The sequence below is a fragment of the Brevundimonas sp. LPMIX5 genome (assembly GCF_003576505.1).
Taxonomy (GTDB): Bacteria; Pseudomonadota; Alphaproteobacteria; order Caulobacterales; family Caulobacteraceae; genus Brevundimonas; species Brevundimonas naejangsanensis.
This window is the reverse complement of the sequence record NZ_QWTZ01000008.1, coordinates 25,430-39,200: the sequence shown is the minus strand read 5'-3', so window position 1 is coordinate 39,200 and position 13,771 is coordinate 25,430. Positions and strand designations below refer to the sequence as shown.

The window sequence follows — 13,771 nt, the reverse complement described above, 5'->3', positions numbered from 1 at the left end:
TCTGCCGACTGACCCGTGTCTGATGTTCGGCGGGGTTTGGGGAACGGCAATGAACGGCGCGGAAGTTCTGGATGTCGGGCGCGACGCCCTGTGGCTGACCATTCAGCTATGTCTGCCGATCCTGACGGTGGCGCTGGGCGTCGGCGTCTCCATCGGCCTGTTCCAGGCTCTGACGCAGGTTCAGGAACAGAGCCTGGTCTATGCGCCCAAGATCGTGGCCGTCTTCGCCGCCCTGTTGCTGTTTCTGCCGATGATGGGCGCGCTTCTGGGCGGGTTCATGAACGAAATCGCCGCCCGCATCGCGGGAATGTAAGGCGAGGGCAGGCGGGTGGAGCCCTATGCGACGGCGGAGCAGGTCTGGACCGGCGGGCTGATCTTCGCGCGCGTCGGCGCCATCCTGATGCTGCTGCCCGGTTTCGGGGAATCCTATGTGCCGCCGCGAGTGCGCCTGTCGCTGGCGCTGGTGCTGTCGCTGGCCTTGTGGCCCGTCGTGGCCAGCAGCCTGCCGGCCCTGCCCGCCACCCTGGGGGCTACCGTCGGCTGGGTGATGCGCGAGGTGCTGACCGGCCTGGCCATCGGCGCCATCCTGCGCAGCTTCATGACCGCCATGACGACGGCGGGCGAGGTCGTGTCCCTGCAGACCACCCTCGGCTTTTCCCAGACGGCCAATCCGATGCAGGCCCAGCCGGGCACCACCCTGTCGGCCTTTCTGATGCTGCTGGGCGTGACGCTGGTGTTCGCCACCAACACCCATCACCTGTTCATCGGCGGCATGGTCGGGTCCTATGAGGCGATCGCCCCGGCCAAGCCGCTGATCATGGCGGACTTCACCCAGATGGCGATCCGCACCCTGAGCCAGAGCTTTACGCTGGGGGTGCAACTGGCGGCGCCGGTGCTGGTCTTCGCCCTGATCTTCAACCTGGCTTCAGGGCTGGTCGCGCGGGTCATGCCCAGCTTTCAGGTCTATTTCGCCGCCGCGCCTTTAAGCGTCATTATGGGGCTGTCGGTGTTCGCCCTCAGCCTGGGGGTCCTGGGAACAGTCTTCATCGACCGCTATCGCTCGGTGGCGGCCTTCTTCACGGGAGGCGCCGTTGGCTGACGGTCCTGATCCCGAGTCGAAAACAGAAGAAGCCACCCCGCGAAAACTCGAACAGGCGCGCAAGAAGGGCGATGCCGCCAAGTCGCCGGACGTGGCGCAGGCCCTGTCGCTGGCGGGCGCGGCGTGGGTGCTGCTGGCGGGCGGCGGCATGTTCGCCACGCAGATTGCGGAGGGGCTGATGCCCTTCCTGTCGCAGCCGCACGCCATGATCGGCGGGCTGGAGGCAGGCGCCGGCATCGAGATCGGGATGCGCGCTGTCTGGGTGGTGACGCCCTTTCTGGCGGCGGTGTCGTTCGCCGTCATACTGGGCGGCGTTGGGGGCAATCTGGCGCAGTCGGGCCTGATCTTCACGGCCGAGAAGCTGAAACCCAAATGGTCCAAGGTGAACCCGCTGGAGGGGTTCAAACGCATCTACGGCCCCGACGGCGTGGTGCAGTTCCTCAAGACCTTCATCAAGCTGGTCGCCATCGGCGCCGTGTGTTTCTGGGTGCTGAACCCGCATGTACGCGAACTGGAGGAACTGGCCGCCATGAGCCCGGCCTACATCCTGCCGTTCGCACGGGACCTGGCGCTGGCGTTGATGGTGTCGGCCCTTGTGTTCCTGGGACTGACGGCGGGCATGGACTATCTGTGGCAGCGGATGCGCTTCGCCAAGCGGATGCGGATGACCAAGGAAGAGCTGAAGGACGACTTCAAACAGTCCGAAGGCGACCCCCATGTGAAGGCCAAGCTGCGCCAGATCCGCATGCAGCGCGGACGCCAGCGGATGATGCAGGCCGTGCCGGACGCCACCGTCATCATCACCAACCCGACCCACTATTCGGTGGCCCTGCGCTATGAACCGGATCAGGGCGACGGCGCGCCCGTCTGCGTCGCCAAGGGCGTGGACGCCCTGGCCCTGCGCATCCGCGAAGTGGCCAGAGAGCACGAGGTGCCGATTATCGAGAACGTTCCCCTGGCCCGCGCCCTCTATGCGGCGGTCGAGGTCGATGATGTGATCCCTCGCGAGCATTTCGAGGCGGCGGCCAAGGTCATCGGCTTCGTCATGCAGCAACGGAAGCGGCGATGAGGGGCGAGGGTATCGTCTCTCCCTCCCCTTCATGGGGAGGGTGGCTGAGGCCGTCAGGCCGAAGTCGGGTGGGGGCGTCTTGGCTGGTCAAGCGCGGCATCCAGCATCACCTCGCCCTCCCCACCCGGTCGCTGTGCGACCACCCTCCCCATGAAGGGGAGGGAGAGGCGTCGCGGCTGCGCGTTAGGGCGCGCGAAAGAGCTTCGGTATGCTGACGAACCCTGATTCGCGCGGGCGAGACGCCATGATGATTTCCCGACCCCAAGACAGGTTGAAGGCGCAGGCGACGCGCCGCCCGACGTTCGATCCCCTGCTGGTGATCATGGCCGTGGGCTTCACCCTGGCGGTCGCCGCCATCGCCTATCCGGCCTTTCGGGCCAACGCCTTCAGCGCGCCGGGTCTGATGCTGATCTTCGCGGCCGGCGCTACGGCCTTGATTTGGCTGTTCGCCTTCGGTCGGGCCGAGGTTCGGCGGGCTAATGGCGATACGGCGGTCGAGATGCTGGACGCCCTGGCCGAGCCCGCCGCCCTGGTGTGGCCGTCGGGACAGGTGCTGGCCTACAACGCCGCCTGGGCCGAAGAGAACGGAACCGTCACCACGCTTCCGCGTGGGAAGTCGGCCCAGGCCCTCTACATGGCCTTCGCACAGGCGCGTGAGGGCCAGCAGGGGCGCGCCATCGTCCAGATCGGCCCGCGAGAGAAAGAGGTGCTGATCGGCCAGGCCGGGCAGGGGCGCTTCCTCGTTCGCGCCGCGCCTGACGCCGTCCTGCCGCTGGCCCCCAGCGCGCCCGTCGCGCCTCAGCCCGCCGCCCCGACGGGCGAGGCCCGCGCCATGGCCGCCGGGGCGCCTTTCGGCTCGGCTGTGATCGGGGGCGAGGACCTGTTCGCAGGCCGGGCTGAGGAGCCGAATGCGGCGATGGCCCTGCTGACCGGCCCGGCCGCTTCGGGCGACGCCGCCTTCGGCCACCTGTTCGATCCGGCGGGCGTGGCCGAGGCCCGCGCCAAGCTGGAGGCCGGATCGTCCGGCCCGATCGAACTGATCGCCCGCGCCCACCCGGATCGCCAGTTACACCTCTATGTCGCGCCCGAAGGCGACAGACGCCGCGTCTGGCTGTTCGACGTGGCGGCGCAGAAGTCGATGGAGCTGCAGCTGTCGCAAGCCCAGAAGATGCAGGCCGTAGGCCAGCTGGCGGGCGGGGTGGCGCACGACTTCAACAACCTGCTGACGGCGATCCAGCTGCAGCTGTCGGGCCTGCTGGAGCGGCACCCGGTCGGCGACCCCTCCTATGAAGGTCTGAACGAAATCCGCCAGACGGCCATCCGCGCCGCCGATCTGGTGCGCAAGCTGCTGGCCTTTTCGCGCAAGTCGACGGTGCGGCGCGAGCGGCTGGACCTGGGCGAGCTGGTCGGCGAGTTCGCCGTGCTTCTGCGTCGTCTGCTGCGCGAGGACGTGCGGCTGGAGACCGACTACGGCCGCGACCTGCCGCTGGTGCTGGCCGACAAGAGCCAGCTGGAGACGGCGGTGATGAACCTGGCCGTCAACGCCCGCGACGCCATGCGCGGCGTGGTCGAGCCGGGGGCGGGCGTCGTCACCATCCGCACCCGCCGCCTGACGGGCGCCCAGGCCCGCGACCTTGGCTGGCGCGAGGCCACCGAGGAAGTCGCCCTGATCGAGGTGTCGGACACCGGCCCCGGCGTGCCGACCGCCCTGCTGGACAAGATCTTCGAGCCCTTCTTCACCACCAAGGCCGTGAACGAAGGGACGGGCATGGGGTTGGCCACCGTCTATGGCATCGCCCAGCAGGCGGGCGGCCACATCACCGTCGCCAATCTTGAGAATGCGGGCGCCGCCTTCCGCATCTTCCTGCCTGCCGCCACGGCCGAGGAACTGGTCGAGGCCCCGGTGGTCGAGAAGGTCGTCAAGGCGCCACGCGACCTGTCGGGCGCCGGCCGCATCCTGTTCGTAGAGGACGAGGCAGCCGTGCGTGGCATCGCCGCTCGTCTGCTGCGCCAGCGCGGCTATGAGGTGATCGAGGCCGCCGACGGCGAGGAGGCCCTGATCCTGGCGGAAGAATGGGCGGGCCAGATCGACATGCTGATCTCGGATGTCATCATGCCCGGGCTGGACGGTCCATCGCTGCTGCGCAAGGCGCGGCCCTTCCTGGGCGACGCGCCGGTGATGTTCATCTCGGGCTATGCCGAGAGCGATTTCTCGGACCTGCTGCAGGACGAGGTGGGAGTATCCTTCCTGCCCAAGCCTCTGGATATCAAGACCCTGGCCGAACGGGTGAAGCAGGAGCTTCACGCGAGCTGATGCAGGGCGAGGGCGTCAGGCCCTGAGGTCGAGCCTATCTTCCGACGACCAGCGGCGCTCCCGCGCAGCTTCGTGCAGGGTGTCGGCGAGATCGAGCAACTGATGACGGCGCAGACGTGGAATCACTTCCAGCAACCGCAGGCGCAGGCTTTCCGCTTCGGCGTCGGAGAGGAAGGCGTCGCGAGAACGGACAGGCATGATGCGCCGTCCTTGAAAAGCGACCGCAATGACGGTCCGGGGCGCTCGGAAAACCGTTATTTGCCGCTTTAGGTTCCGAAAAACGGCCTTGGCTCGACAATTGTGAACAAAGGCGCCGTTCAAGGCTTGGGTATGTCGCGCGCGGCCCTAGATAGGGTCCAGAGGAATCACACGCCGTAAAGAGGAGTCTCCCATGGCCTTCACCCTGCCCCCGCTGCCCTACGCCTATGACGCGCTGGAGCCGGCCATCGACAAGGAGACGATGACCTTCCACCACGACAAGCATCATCAGACCTACGTCGACAATCTGAACAAGGCGATCGACGCCGACTCCTCGCTGCAGGGCAAGTCGCTCGAAGACCTGTTCGCCCAGATGTCGAAGCTGCCCAAGGCGGTCCGCAACAACGGCGGCGGCCACTGGAACCACAGCCTGTTCTGGGAACTGCTGGCCCCGGCCGACAAGGCGGGCGCGCCCTCGGCCGAACTGGCCGCCAAGATCGACGCCGAACTGGGCGGCATGGACAAGTTCAAGGCTGACTTCGACGCCGCCGGCGCCGGTCAGTTCGGCTCGGGCTGGGCCTGGCTGATCCTCCAGGACGGCAAGCTGAAGGTCACCTCGACGCCGAACCAGGACAACCCGCTGATGGACCTGGCCGACGAGAAGGGCGCCGTCCTTCTGGCCGCCGACGTGTGGGAGCACGCCTACTACCTCAAGTACCAGAACCGCCGCGTCGACTACCTCAAGGCCTTCTGGTCGGTGGTGAACTGGAACAAGGTCAACGAACTGTACGAAGCCGCCAAGGGCTGATCGCCCGGCGTCTGAGCGCTTGATCTGCGGCCGCCGTTTCCGATGGGAAGCGGCGGCCGTTCTGCTTAATCTCCCTGCTTGGCCATGAGGGCGGCCAACAGCGTCTCGCCGTCATCCAGCGCCCGCCTCTGCATGGCGGCGGAATCAAGGATCCGGCCGTCCAGAATGATCTGGCGCAGGCGGCGGGTGGCGCGGATATCCTGCGACGGGTCGCCGGCGACCACCAGCAAATCAGCGCGGCGTCCGACGGCGATGAGGCCGATATCCTTGCGCTGAAGGATGTCTGCTGCGGACCCGGTCGCCGCCGACAAGGCCTGAAGGGGGCTCAGGCCCGCACGGGTCATCAACTCCATTTCCAGATGAAGGCCGCCGCCCGGCAGGTTGTAAGCGCCTGCGGGCGTGTCGGAGCCAGCGCCTATGCGGCCGCCCAACTGGGCCAGGCGCACCATCACGGCGGCGCCGATGCGGGCGTCCAGCTTCGCCTTTGCGTTGCTCCCAGGGCTGCTATGAAAATGCTGATGGATGCCGCGCCATTGCTGGTCCAGGCCGTCGCGGACCGTCCCCCGCGCGGCGCCTAACGGCAGTTCGGACAAAACCGGCTCGGGCGATTCCGGCTCGGCCGTGAAGTGAGAGACGGACAGGGTAGGCACCAGCGCCGTCTTCGCCGTCAGCAGGGCGCGGGCAAGCTGATCAATCAGAGCGGGATCGAGAGCGTCCTTCTCCAGGTCGCCGCCCAGACGCTGGTAGGCCAGGGCTGCGCCGCTGGCGTGCTCGAGACTATCGATGCCCAGAGCGGCGGCCTCAAGCAGATCGACCTCGGCGGCCACGAGTCCGCGCGTCGAGGCCATGCCCAGATCGGCCATTGTGGGCAGACCCAGCGTCCTGGCGCGCTGGACGGCGGCGGCGAAGGCGTCAGGCGGCAGCTGTTCGTACAGCTTGACCCAGTCGGCGCCTTCCGCCGCCAGGGCGTCCACGGCGGCGATCGCCTGTTCGGGCGTCTCGGCGATCAGCAGTTCGACGCCTTCCAGCGACAGGCCATCGGCCGGGCGGGCCGGTGAGGGCGCGCCGGGCTCTGCTTCGGGATAGAAACGTTTGATGATGCTGTTATCGCCGTCCAGCATTGGGCCGGCCCAAATCAGACGGGTCTGCGGCGCAGGCAGGGCCTGAAGGGCGCGGACCATAGCAAGGTCGGTGTTGGCGGATCGCACCGTGGTCACGCCCGAAGCCAGGAACCAGCCATAGTAGTGGGGGCGCGGGTGGGCGTGCAGATCGATCAGGCCGGGCATGATGCTGCCTTCGCCCGCGTCGATGAAAACGGCGCCGGGAGGCGCGGGACAATCGTCCGCCCTGCCGACGCAGGTGATGACGCCGTCGATCGCAACGACCCGACCTTCAGGGATGGGCGCCGCGCCCGAGCCGTCGATGATCCGCCCCGAGAGCGCCACAGCGTAAGGTCGGTCGGCCTCGCCGGCCTGCGCCGCCGCCGTCGTCAGAACGGTCAGGGTCGCCGCCGCCGTAAGCCAGAGCTTTTTCATGATGTTGTCAGCCTCCCGAGCTGTTTCTTCTTGCTCGGACAACTGCACGGGACGGGGCTGCGGGCTCAAGTTTCCTTTCTGTCATGCCGGGACCAGAATGGTCGAGGACATTGACTCCGCGGCGCGTCGCCTTCATAAGCCCGCCCTTCTCGCATCGGGTTCGTCCCGAGGCGCGATGTCTATTACGGACGATGCGTGGACCGCCGTTGAGATCGCCGCTCCAATCGGGGAGGGGCCGGGCCGCATCATGATGAAGAGTGACATATGTCCAAGCGCCACAGCGCCAAGTACAAGCTCGACCGGGCCATGGGTGAAAACCTGTGGGGTCGCGCCAAGTCTCCTGTCAACAAGCGCTCCTACGGCCCCGGCCAGCACGGTCAGCGCCGCAAGTCCAAGGTTTCTGACTTTGGTCTGCAGCTGAAGGCCAAGCAGAAGCTGAAGGGCTACTACGGCAACATCACCGAGAAGCAATTCGCGGCGACCTATGCCGAAGCCGCCCGCCGCAAGGGCAACACCTCGGAAAACCTGATCGGTCTGCTGGAATCGCGCCTGGACGCCATCGTCTACCGCGCCAAGTTCGTGCCGACCGTCTGGGCTGCCCGTCAGTTCGTCTCGCACGGCCACGTCACCGTCGACGGCAAGAAGGTCGACATCGGTTCGTACCGCGTCAAGCCGGGCCAGGTCATCGAGGTCAAGGAGAAGTCGCGCAACATGGCTCTGGTGCTGGAAGCCCAGCAGTCGAGCGAGCGTGACCTGCCTGACTATCTGGAACTGGGCGATCGCGGTTTCTCGGTCCGTTACGGCCGCGTGCCGGAACTGTCCGACGTTCCGTACCCGGTGAAGATGGAGCCGAACCTGGTCGTCGAATACTACTCCTCGTAAGTTCGACGGATCAGCCAAGGTTCTTGGCCACGGTTCTTTGGAAGGCCCCGGCGTCGCCGGGGCCTTTCTTTGTTCATATTGCGGCCCTGACGGTTCACTTTCGGGCCAATTGCGCGCACAATGGATAATCAGCAGGGTCGCGCCCAGGGAGGCCGAACATGAGAAGGTCTTTCTTTGGTCTGGTTCTCGCTGCCGGGCTCGCCGCCTGCGCCCATGCGCCGGGTGAGTTGGTGAGGACCGAAGGCATGCCGGGCCAGCTGGAACCGATCCACGCCGCCGCCTTCACGCGCGACCTGGCGGTGTTTCGCGTCAGCTCCAACGGCTGCACTGACAAGGGCGACGTGAAACCCTTCATCACCCGGTTGAAGGATTCGGCGGTCATCACCTTGCGCCGCCTGGATGAGGATCGCTGCACCCGCCCGGTCAAGGACGGCGTCCAACTGCAATGGACCTTCGAGGAACTGGGCCTGCCGCCGGGCGCCAATGTGGTCGTCAATAATCCATATCTGCTGAATGGCGATGCGGGCGTGGCCCAATAGGCCTTAAGGCCGCTGAATTTTCAGCCTTCGTTAGCCACGCTCAAACAGCCGGGTTTAAGACCTGAGCCATAGAACGGCAGGCCGTTTTTTCCTGCTTGGCGTCTCCCCCGCATGCGCGTTCTTTCGTGTCTGACCGATGACCACCATTTCGGTCTGGTGGCTCTGGCCGCTTTTATTTGTCTGGTTGGCAGCTGGATCACCAGCGGCCTTCTACGCAGAGTCCGTGATGAGCGTGGCGTCTCCCTGGCGTCCTGGCTCTTCCTGGGGGCGCTGGCGGGCGGCGCCACCATCTGGTGCACCCACTTCGTCGCCATGATCGCCTACCGGCCGGGCGTGGATATCGCCTATGAGCCGCTGTTGACCGGCGTCTCGCTAGCTATCGCCATTGTGGGTGTCGGCCTGGCTCTGGGCGGGGCGACGATCTGCGGACGTTTCGCGCCTGCCCTTGGCGGGGCGGTGTTCGGACTGGCGGTCGCCGCCATGCACTTTGTCGGCATGGCCGCCATGGCGGTGGAGGGCGTGGTGCACTGGTCCTACGCCTATGTCGCCGCCTCCCTGATCGGATCGGTGGTGTTCGGCGCCGCCGCCTTCCAACTGAGCGCCTGCGAACAGGATCGGTTCGCCCGCATGAAAGGCGCTGCGGCGATGGTTCTGGGCATCGTCTGCCTGCACTTCACGGCGATGGCGGCGATGACCATCATTCCCTTCGCCGCCGCAGACGGCGTGCTGACTGGCGAGGATGCGCAGCATGTGCTGGCGCTGGGCGTCGCCGGGGTGGGCCTGCTGGTGCTGGGGGCGGGCGCCGCCAGCCACGTTCTGGACCGTCAGGCGCACGCACTGAACCGTGAACGTCAACAATATCTGATCGACAGCAGCGTCGACGGCATGGCCATCGAGCGCGACGGCGCCATCATCGCCGCCAATGAAGTCCTGGCGACCCTGCTGGGAGTCGAGCGCGAAGTCCTGATGGGGGCGAGTCTGGAGCAATGGGTCGAGGACGCGCATCGTCTCGCCGACGGCGCCGTGGCCCAGACCGTGCTGCGGTCCGACGTCGGAGACGTCGCCATCGAGCTGTCGGCCCGTCGCGACCAGACCACCGGCGGGCGCACCATGATCTATGCGGTGCGCGACCTCCGCGACCGGATGGCTCAGGAGCGTCGGATCGCTCATCTGGCGCGGAACGACAGCCTGACCGGCTTGCCTAACAGGGCTTCCTTCCTGGAACGGCTGACCCGGCTGAAGAAGACTGCGGCGGAAGGCGAGAATCTGGCTCTGTTCGCCCTGGACCTTGATCGGTTCAAAGAGGTGAACGACCTGTACGGCCACGCCGTCGGCGATCGGCTTCTGTGCACCATCGCCGAGCGGATGAGGGCGGCCCTGCAGGAGGGCGAGTTCATTGCGCGCCAGGGCGGCGACGAATTCCTGGCTCTGGCGTCTGTCGCGAACCGGGACGAGGCTCTCGCCGTGGCCGAACGTCTGCGCGAGGCGGTGATTGAGACCGTGACCATCGAGCACGCTGACCTGTCGTGCGGCGCCAGCATCGGCGTTTCCCTGTGGCCTGAAGACGCCCAGGACGTGTCCACTCTTATCAATAACGCCGACCTGGCCATGTATCGCGCCAAGGCCTCTCTGACCCAGGATGTCTGCTTCTATGAGGCGGACATGGATCAGGCCGTCCGCGCGCGCCGCCGCGTCACCCAGGCGCTGCGCGAGGCGCTGGAGCGCGAACAGTTCGAACTGCACTATCAGGTGCAGGCCTCGGTCGAGACGGGCCGGGCCACCGGCTATGAAGTCCTGCTGCGCTGGAAGAACGACGAAGGCCGCTACACGTCGCCTGCGGACTTCATTCCCGTGGCCGAGGAGACCGGGCTGATCCTGCCGATCGGCGAATGGGTCCTGCGTCAGGCCTGCCGACAGGCCGCCGCCTGGGCCGAGCCGCACCGCATTGCGGTCAATCTGTCGCCGGTCCAGCTGAGCCATGTCGACCTGCCGCGTCTGGTGCATCAGATCCTGATGGAGACCGGCCTGTCGCCGTCGCGTCTTGAGCTTGAGATCACCGAGACGGCGATGATCACCGACATGGAGCGCACCACCCATGTGCTGCGTCAGCTAAAGGCGTTGGGCGTCACCATCGCTATGGATGATTTCGGAACCGGCTATTCCTCGCTGTCGACGCTGAAGGCCTTCCCCTTCGACAAGATCAAGCTGGATCGCTCCTTCATGCTGGAGCTGGACGGGGCGGCGCCCCAGTCGCGGGCCATCATCCGCGCCGTCCTGACCATCGGCGAAAGCCTGGCGATCCCGGTTCTGGCCGAGGGCGTCGAAACCGCCGAGCAGCTGGCCTTCCTGCGGGCTCAGGGCTGTAATGAGGTTCAGGGCTATCTGCTGGGTCGGCCCCAGCCGGAAGCTGACGCCCTGTCGCAGGGCGCCGCCATGATCCCGGCAGTCCCGATGCAGTCCGCTCCGATGCGGGCAGCAAGAGAGGCCGCCTGAGGCGGGCGTTCGCAGCCTTTCCGATTATTCACGTGATCCAGAACCGCGACGCTGGCAGTGTCGGGTCAATCAACACGGGAAAATCCTATGCGTCGTCTCATCATCGCTCTCGCCGTCGCTGCGGTCGCCGCGCCCATGCTGTCGGGCTGCATCATCATCGCCACCGAGAAGCCGACCACGCGCGTCATCCACTCGGCCCCGGCTGAGGCGAACTGATGCGTCTGGCTGCTGTTGCGGCTGCGGCCGCCCTGCTGCCCCTGCTGGGCGGCTGCGTCATCTATTCGAACGAGGGGGGCGAGAAGGTCTCCATCGTCACTGATCAGGGGGCGACGCGCGCCGAGGCGCTGGAAGCCGTGCGCAAGGTCGACTTCGACGGCCAGCGGCTGAATGTTGTGGTCGGCTCCAACGGCTGCACTGAAACCTCCAGCTTCGAGGTCAAGATCAAGGACGGCGATCCGGCCGAACTGACGTTGACGCGCCGTACGCCGGACCTGTGCAAGGCTCTGGTTGCGGAAGGCGTGACGGTCAGCTGGACCTACGCTGAACTGGGTCTTGAGCGCGGCCAGCCGGTGCGCGTGCTGAACCCGATCAGCCTGTAAAAGCCGAAAACTAAGCCTGAAACGGCCCCAGCATCTCAGCCGGGATGCGGGCCGGGCGCAGGGTCTTGGCGTCGACCAGGCACCATTCGGACAGACCCTGCGCGCACAGGCGCCCTTGGGCGTCTTCGATGCGGACATAACGGTTGAAGCGCGGCCCCTGCGGGTCGCCGACCCAGGTGCGGGCGATCACGCCTGTCGCGCCCGGTTCGATGGCGCGCATGTAGTCGATCTCATGACGCAGGGCCAGCCAGGCCCATCTGGCGCGCGTTTCCTCGTCGAAGCGCGCGTTCCAGTGCGCCGTGCCGACATCCTGCAGCCAGCCGACATAGACGACGTTGTTGACGTGGTTGTTCTCGTCGATGTGTTCCGGCCGCACGTCCAGCGGAACGACGAAGACCTCGCGGTCCTCACGCGGCTGAAGTTGCGGCCGGGCCATCGGTCAGGCTTCGCCCATCTTACGCTTCACCAAGGGCGACGCCCTTCTCGGCCATCAGGGCCTGAAGCTCGCCTGACTGGAACATCTCGCGCACGATGTCCGAGCCGCCGACGAATTCGCCCTTCACATAGAGCTGGGGGATGGTCGGCCAGTCGGTGAAGGCCTTGATGCCTTCGCGCAGGGCTTCGTCCTGCAGCACGTCCACGCCGACGAAGGGCGCGCCGACGTGATCCAGGATCTGAACGGCCAGCGAGGAGAAGCCGCAGCGCGGCGAGTCCGGCGTGCCCTTCATGAAGAGCACCACGTCATGCTCAGCCACCGCCTGGGCGATGAAGGCGTGGACGGGATCGGCGGCGGTTTGTTCGGTCACTGTGTCGAAACCCTTCTTGAGGAGCCCGTGAGCTAGGCGCCCTTTGGGGCCGGGTCAAGGCCGGGCCAGTGCAGAGGCAGTGCGGGGCGGACTTTGCGGCTCAGGCGGAATGCGTGCTGGCGGTCAGCCGCTCGGCCCGCTCCGCCAGCGTCTGGGCGCCGTATTCGCGCGCGGTCTGGGCGGCTTCAGTCAGCATCAGGCCGACGCCGCGCGGGCTTTCGCCGGTCCACCGCGCCCGGGCCAGCGCCACCCGCGCCAGGCCGATCTGCTCGGCGGCCCAGTCCAGCGGCGTGGCCGTGACCGAAGGCCGCGCCAGACGGCGCCGCAGGCTGGTCTCGATATCCAACAAGGCGGTCAGGTCGCCGGCGGCGCTGGCGCGGGCGGCGTCCTGTGACACGCGCTGTTCATGGGCCAGGGCGCCCAGGATCAGGCCGCCGCCTTCTGTCAGGGCCTCGGCCTGGATCAGCACCACCGACGGCAGGGTCTCGCGCTCGGCGCGCATGACCTGAATGGCGGACCAGTCCAGCGGGCTGTGATCGGGCGTGAACAACTGGGCGGCGACATCGAACATGGCCTGCGCCTGATCGCGGGCGGCAGGGGCGTCGGCGACGGCCGCCAGGGCCGCCATTCCCGCCGCGCAAAGGGCCAGGGCTCGGGCGCGGCTCAGCGGCCTCTGTTCCGGAGCAGCGGCCTCGACCAGGGCGCGCAGGTCGCGCCCGGCCTGATCCAGCATCCGGGGATCGCGCGCGGTCAGGCCGATCTCCAGCACCAGGGCGGCGCGGTCCAGCCGTATCTCGTCTTCCAGAGTGCGCGGGCCCTTCAGATTGGCCAGGGCGGTTTCCAGCAGGCTGGCGGCCTCGTTCATCTCCGACAGCCGGCCGGACAGAAGCGCCAGCCGCGAGCGCAGTCGGGCGTGCAGCGCCGCAGCCGCCGCCACCGTATCCACACGTCGCGCCGCAGGCAGGTCGCTCAACAGGTCGAGGGCGGCGGTCAGCCGTTCCGGCCCGCCGCGCAGGTCGAAGGCCAGCATGGCGCTTGTCGCCAGATCCAGGGCGGCGCGCACCGCCTGATCGCCGTTGGCGGCGTGTTTGGCGGCGTCGCGGCCGCTGCTTTCGGCCCGCTCCACGCTGGCGGCCGCGCCGCAGCGGCGGGCGTGCTCGCGCCACAGGGCGGCGGCGCGCAGGGCTACGTCGAACGGACGGGGGCATGAGACACGCCCGGCGTCGGTGGATTGCTGACGCGCCTCGACCTCGACCAGACCCACGCCGATCAGCTCCAGCCAGCCAAGGTCGTCGCTGTCGCGCGCCTTCTCGAACAGCCGTCTGAGATCTCTGCCGAATTCGAACATTCGCCTGTATCGCCGCCTGCATCGTCCCGCTTCGGGATCAAGAGGATGATCCCGGCATCGACCAAGCAAACGCAGCGCCGT

The 13,771-nt window shown here is 67.1% G+C and carries 15 protein-coding genes; 10 read left to right on the top strand and 5 right to left on the bottom strand.

Annotation, left to right across the window (positions count from 1 at the left end; all coding sequences use genetic code 11):
* The first annotated feature begins 49 nt into the window (after positions 1 to 49).
* From fliQ to cckA, 4 genes are all read left to right on the top strand, one after another.
* Positions 50 to 313, top strand: coding sequence for a flagellar biosynthesis protein FliQ (gene fliQ / locus D1604_RS09265; protein WP_024353554.1), 264 nt, complete (start codon positions 50 to 52; stop codon positions 311 to 313).
* A gap of 15 nt (positions 314 to 328) precedes the next feature.
* Positions 329 to 1,099 carry a flagellar biosynthetic protein FliR gene (fliR, locus tag D1604_RS09260; RefSeq protein ID WP_119413057.1) on the top strand — a complete coding sequence of 257 codons (771 nt, stop codon included), beginning with the start codon at positions 329 to 331 and terminating at the stop codon, positions 1,097 to 1,099.
* On the top strand, positions 1,092 to 2,168 hold the full coding sequence (gene flhB, locus D1604_RS09255; protein WP_119413056.1) for a flagellar biosynthesis protein FlhB: 1,077 nt from the start codon (positions 1,092 to 1,094) through the stop codon (positions 2,166 to 2,168). The genes fliR and flhB overlap by 8 nt, the downstream gene beginning before the upstream one ends.
* 244 nt (positions 2,169 to 2,412) lie before the next feature.
* Positions 2,413 to 4,482, top strand: a complete 2,070-nt coding sequence (cckA, locus tag D1604_RS09250; RefSeq protein ID WP_441299826.1) for a cell cycle histidine kinase CckA — start codon at positions 2,413 to 2,415, stop codon at positions 4,480 to 4,482.
* A 15-nt stretch (positions 4,483 to 4,497) separates the two neighbouring features.
* Here cckA and D1604_RS09245 read toward each other — a convergent pair whose 3' ends face one another.
* Entirely contained in the window at positions 4,498 to 4,680 is a 183-nt protein-coding gene (locus D1604_RS09245; protein WP_025978468.1) for a hypothetical protein, read from the bottom strand.
* Between the two features lie 193 nt (positions 4,681 to 4,873).
* Here D1604_RS09245 and D1604_RS09240 point away from each other — a divergent pair, with 193 nt between their 5' ends.
* Positions 4,874 to 5,488, top strand: coding sequence for a superoxide dismutase (locus D1604_RS09240; RefSeq protein ID WP_024353549.1), 615 nt, complete (start codon positions 4,874 to 4,876; stop codon positions 5,486 to 5,488).
* Positions 5,489 to 5,553: 65 nt separating this feature from the next.
* On the opposite strand, the gene D1604_RS09235 is transcribed toward D1604_RS09240, so the two are convergent.
* A complete protein-coding gene (locus tag D1604_RS09235) occupies positions 5,554 to 7,023 on the bottom strand; it encodes an amidohydrolase family protein (RefSeq protein ID WP_119413055.1) in 1,470 nt (489 codons plus the stop codon).
* Positions 7,024 to 7,287: 264 nt separating this feature from the next.
* On the opposite strand from D1604_RS09235, the gene rpsD reads away from it, so the two are divergent.
* The 5 genes from rpsD (at position 7,288) to D1604_RS09215 (ending at position 11,536) form a co-directional block, all read left to right on the top strand.
* On the top strand, positions 7,288 to 7,905 hold the full coding sequence (gene rpsD / locus D1604_RS09230) for a 30S ribosomal protein S4 (protein WP_003169687.1): 618 nt from the start codon (positions 7,288 to 7,290) through the stop codon (positions 7,903 to 7,905).
* 158 nt (positions 7,906 to 8,063) lie between these two features.
* Positions 8,064 to 8,444: a lipoprotein gene (locus D1604_RS09225; protein WP_003169685.1), complete on the top strand. Its 381-nt coding sequence runs from the start codon at positions 8,064 to 8,066 to the stop codon at positions 8,442 to 8,444.
* A 111-nt stretch (positions 8,445 to 8,555) separates the two neighbouring features.
* Complete coding sequence (locus tag D1604_RS09220) at positions 8,556 to 10,937, top strand: bifunctional diguanylate cyclase/phosphodiesterase (protein WP_119413054.1); 2,382 nt, start codon at positions 8,556 to 8,558, stop codon at positions 10,935 to 10,937.
* An 87-nt stretch (positions 10,938 to 11,024) separates the two neighbouring features.
* Entirely contained in the window at positions 11,025 to 11,153 is a 129-nt protein-coding gene (locus tag D1604_RS16015; protein WP_003169681.1) for a hypothetical protein, read from the top strand.
* The gene (locus tag D1604_RS09215) at positions 11,153 to 11,536 is read left to right on the top strand and encodes a hypothetical protein (protein ID WP_119413053.1); all 384 of its coding nucleotides are present in this window, start codon (positions 11,153 to 11,155) and stop codon (positions 11,534 to 11,536) included. Before D1604_RS16015 ends, D1604_RS09215 begins: the two co-directional genes overlap by 1 nt.
* Before the next feature lie 10 nt (positions 11,537 to 11,546).
* On the opposite strand, the gene D1604_RS09210 is transcribed toward D1604_RS09215, so the two are convergent.
* The 3 genes from D1604_RS09210 to D1604_RS09200 form a co-directional block, all read right to left on the bottom strand.
* Positions 11,547 to 11,972 (bottom strand): acyl-CoA thioesterase, encoded by a 426-nt coding sequence (locus tag D1604_RS09210; protein WP_024353544.1) that lies wholly within the window; start codon positions 11,970 to 11,972, stop codon positions 11,547 to 11,549.
* Positions 11,973 to 11,991: 19 nt separating this feature from the next.
* Entirely contained in the window at positions 11,992 to 12,342 is a 351-nt protein-coding gene (gene grxD, locus D1604_RS09205) for a Grx4 family monothiol glutaredoxin (RefSeq protein ID WP_003169676.1), read from the bottom strand.
* A gap of 100 nt (positions 12,343 to 12,442) precedes the next feature.
* Complete coding sequence (locus D1604_RS09200) at positions 12,443 to 13,690, bottom strand: hypothetical protein (RefSeq protein WP_119413052.1); 1,248 nt, start codon at positions 13,688 to 13,690, stop codon at positions 12,443 to 12,445.
* Between the last annotated feature and the right edge of the window lie 81 nt (positions 13,691 to 13,771).

Excerpts from the sequence above, each read along its gene's own strand:
- D1604_RS16015 (WP_003169681.1), top strand. The coding sequence starts at position 11,025 with ATGCGTCGTCTCATCATCGCTCTCGCCGTCGCTGCGGTCGCCGCGCCC.
- cckA (WP_441299826.1), top strand. The coding sequence starts at position 2,413 with ATGATGATTTCCCGACCCCAAGACAGGTTGAAGGCGCAGGCGACGCGC.
- D1604_RS09220 (WP_119413054.1), top strand. The coding sequence starts at position 8,556 with ATGCGCGTTCTTTCGTGTCTGACCGATGACCACCATTTCGGTCTGGTG.
- D1604_RS09225 (WP_003169685.1), top strand. The coding sequence starts at position 8,064 with ATGAGAAGGTCTTTCTTTGGTCTGGTTCTCGCTGCCGGGCTCGCCGCC.
- D1604_RS09245 (WP_025978468.1), bottom strand. The coding sequence starts at position 4,680 with ATGCCTGTCCGTTCTCGCGACGCCTTCCTCTCCGACGCCGAAGCGGAA.
- D1604_RS09200 (WP_119413052.1), bottom strand. The coding sequence starts at position 13,690 with ATGTTCGAATTCGGCAGAGATCTCAGACGGCTGTTCGAGAAGGCGCGC.
- rpsD (WP_003169687.1), top strand. The coding sequence starts at position 7,288 with ATGTCCAAGCGCCACAGCGCCAAGTACAAGCTCGACCGGGCCATGGGT.
- D1604_RS09210 (WP_024353544.1), bottom strand. The coding sequence starts at position 11,972 with ATGGCCCGGCCGCAACTTCAGCCGCGTGAGGACCGCGAGGTCTTCGTC.
- D1604_RS09240 (WP_024353549.1), top strand. The coding sequence starts at position 4,874 with ATGGCCTTCACCCTGCCCCCGCTGCCCTACGCCTATGACGCGCTGGAG.
- fliQ (WP_024353554.1), top strand. The coding sequence starts at position 50 with ATGAACGGCGCGGAAGTTCTGGATGTCGGGCGCGACGCCCTGTGGCTG.
- D1604_RS09235 (WP_119413055.1), bottom strand. The coding sequence starts at position 7,023 with ATGAAAAAGCTCTGGCTTACGGCGGCGGCGACCCTGACCGTTCTGACG.
- D1604_RS09215 (WP_119413053.1), top strand. The coding sequence starts at position 11,153 with ATGCGTCTGGCTGCTGTTGCGGCTGCGGCCGCCCTGCTGCCCCTGCTG.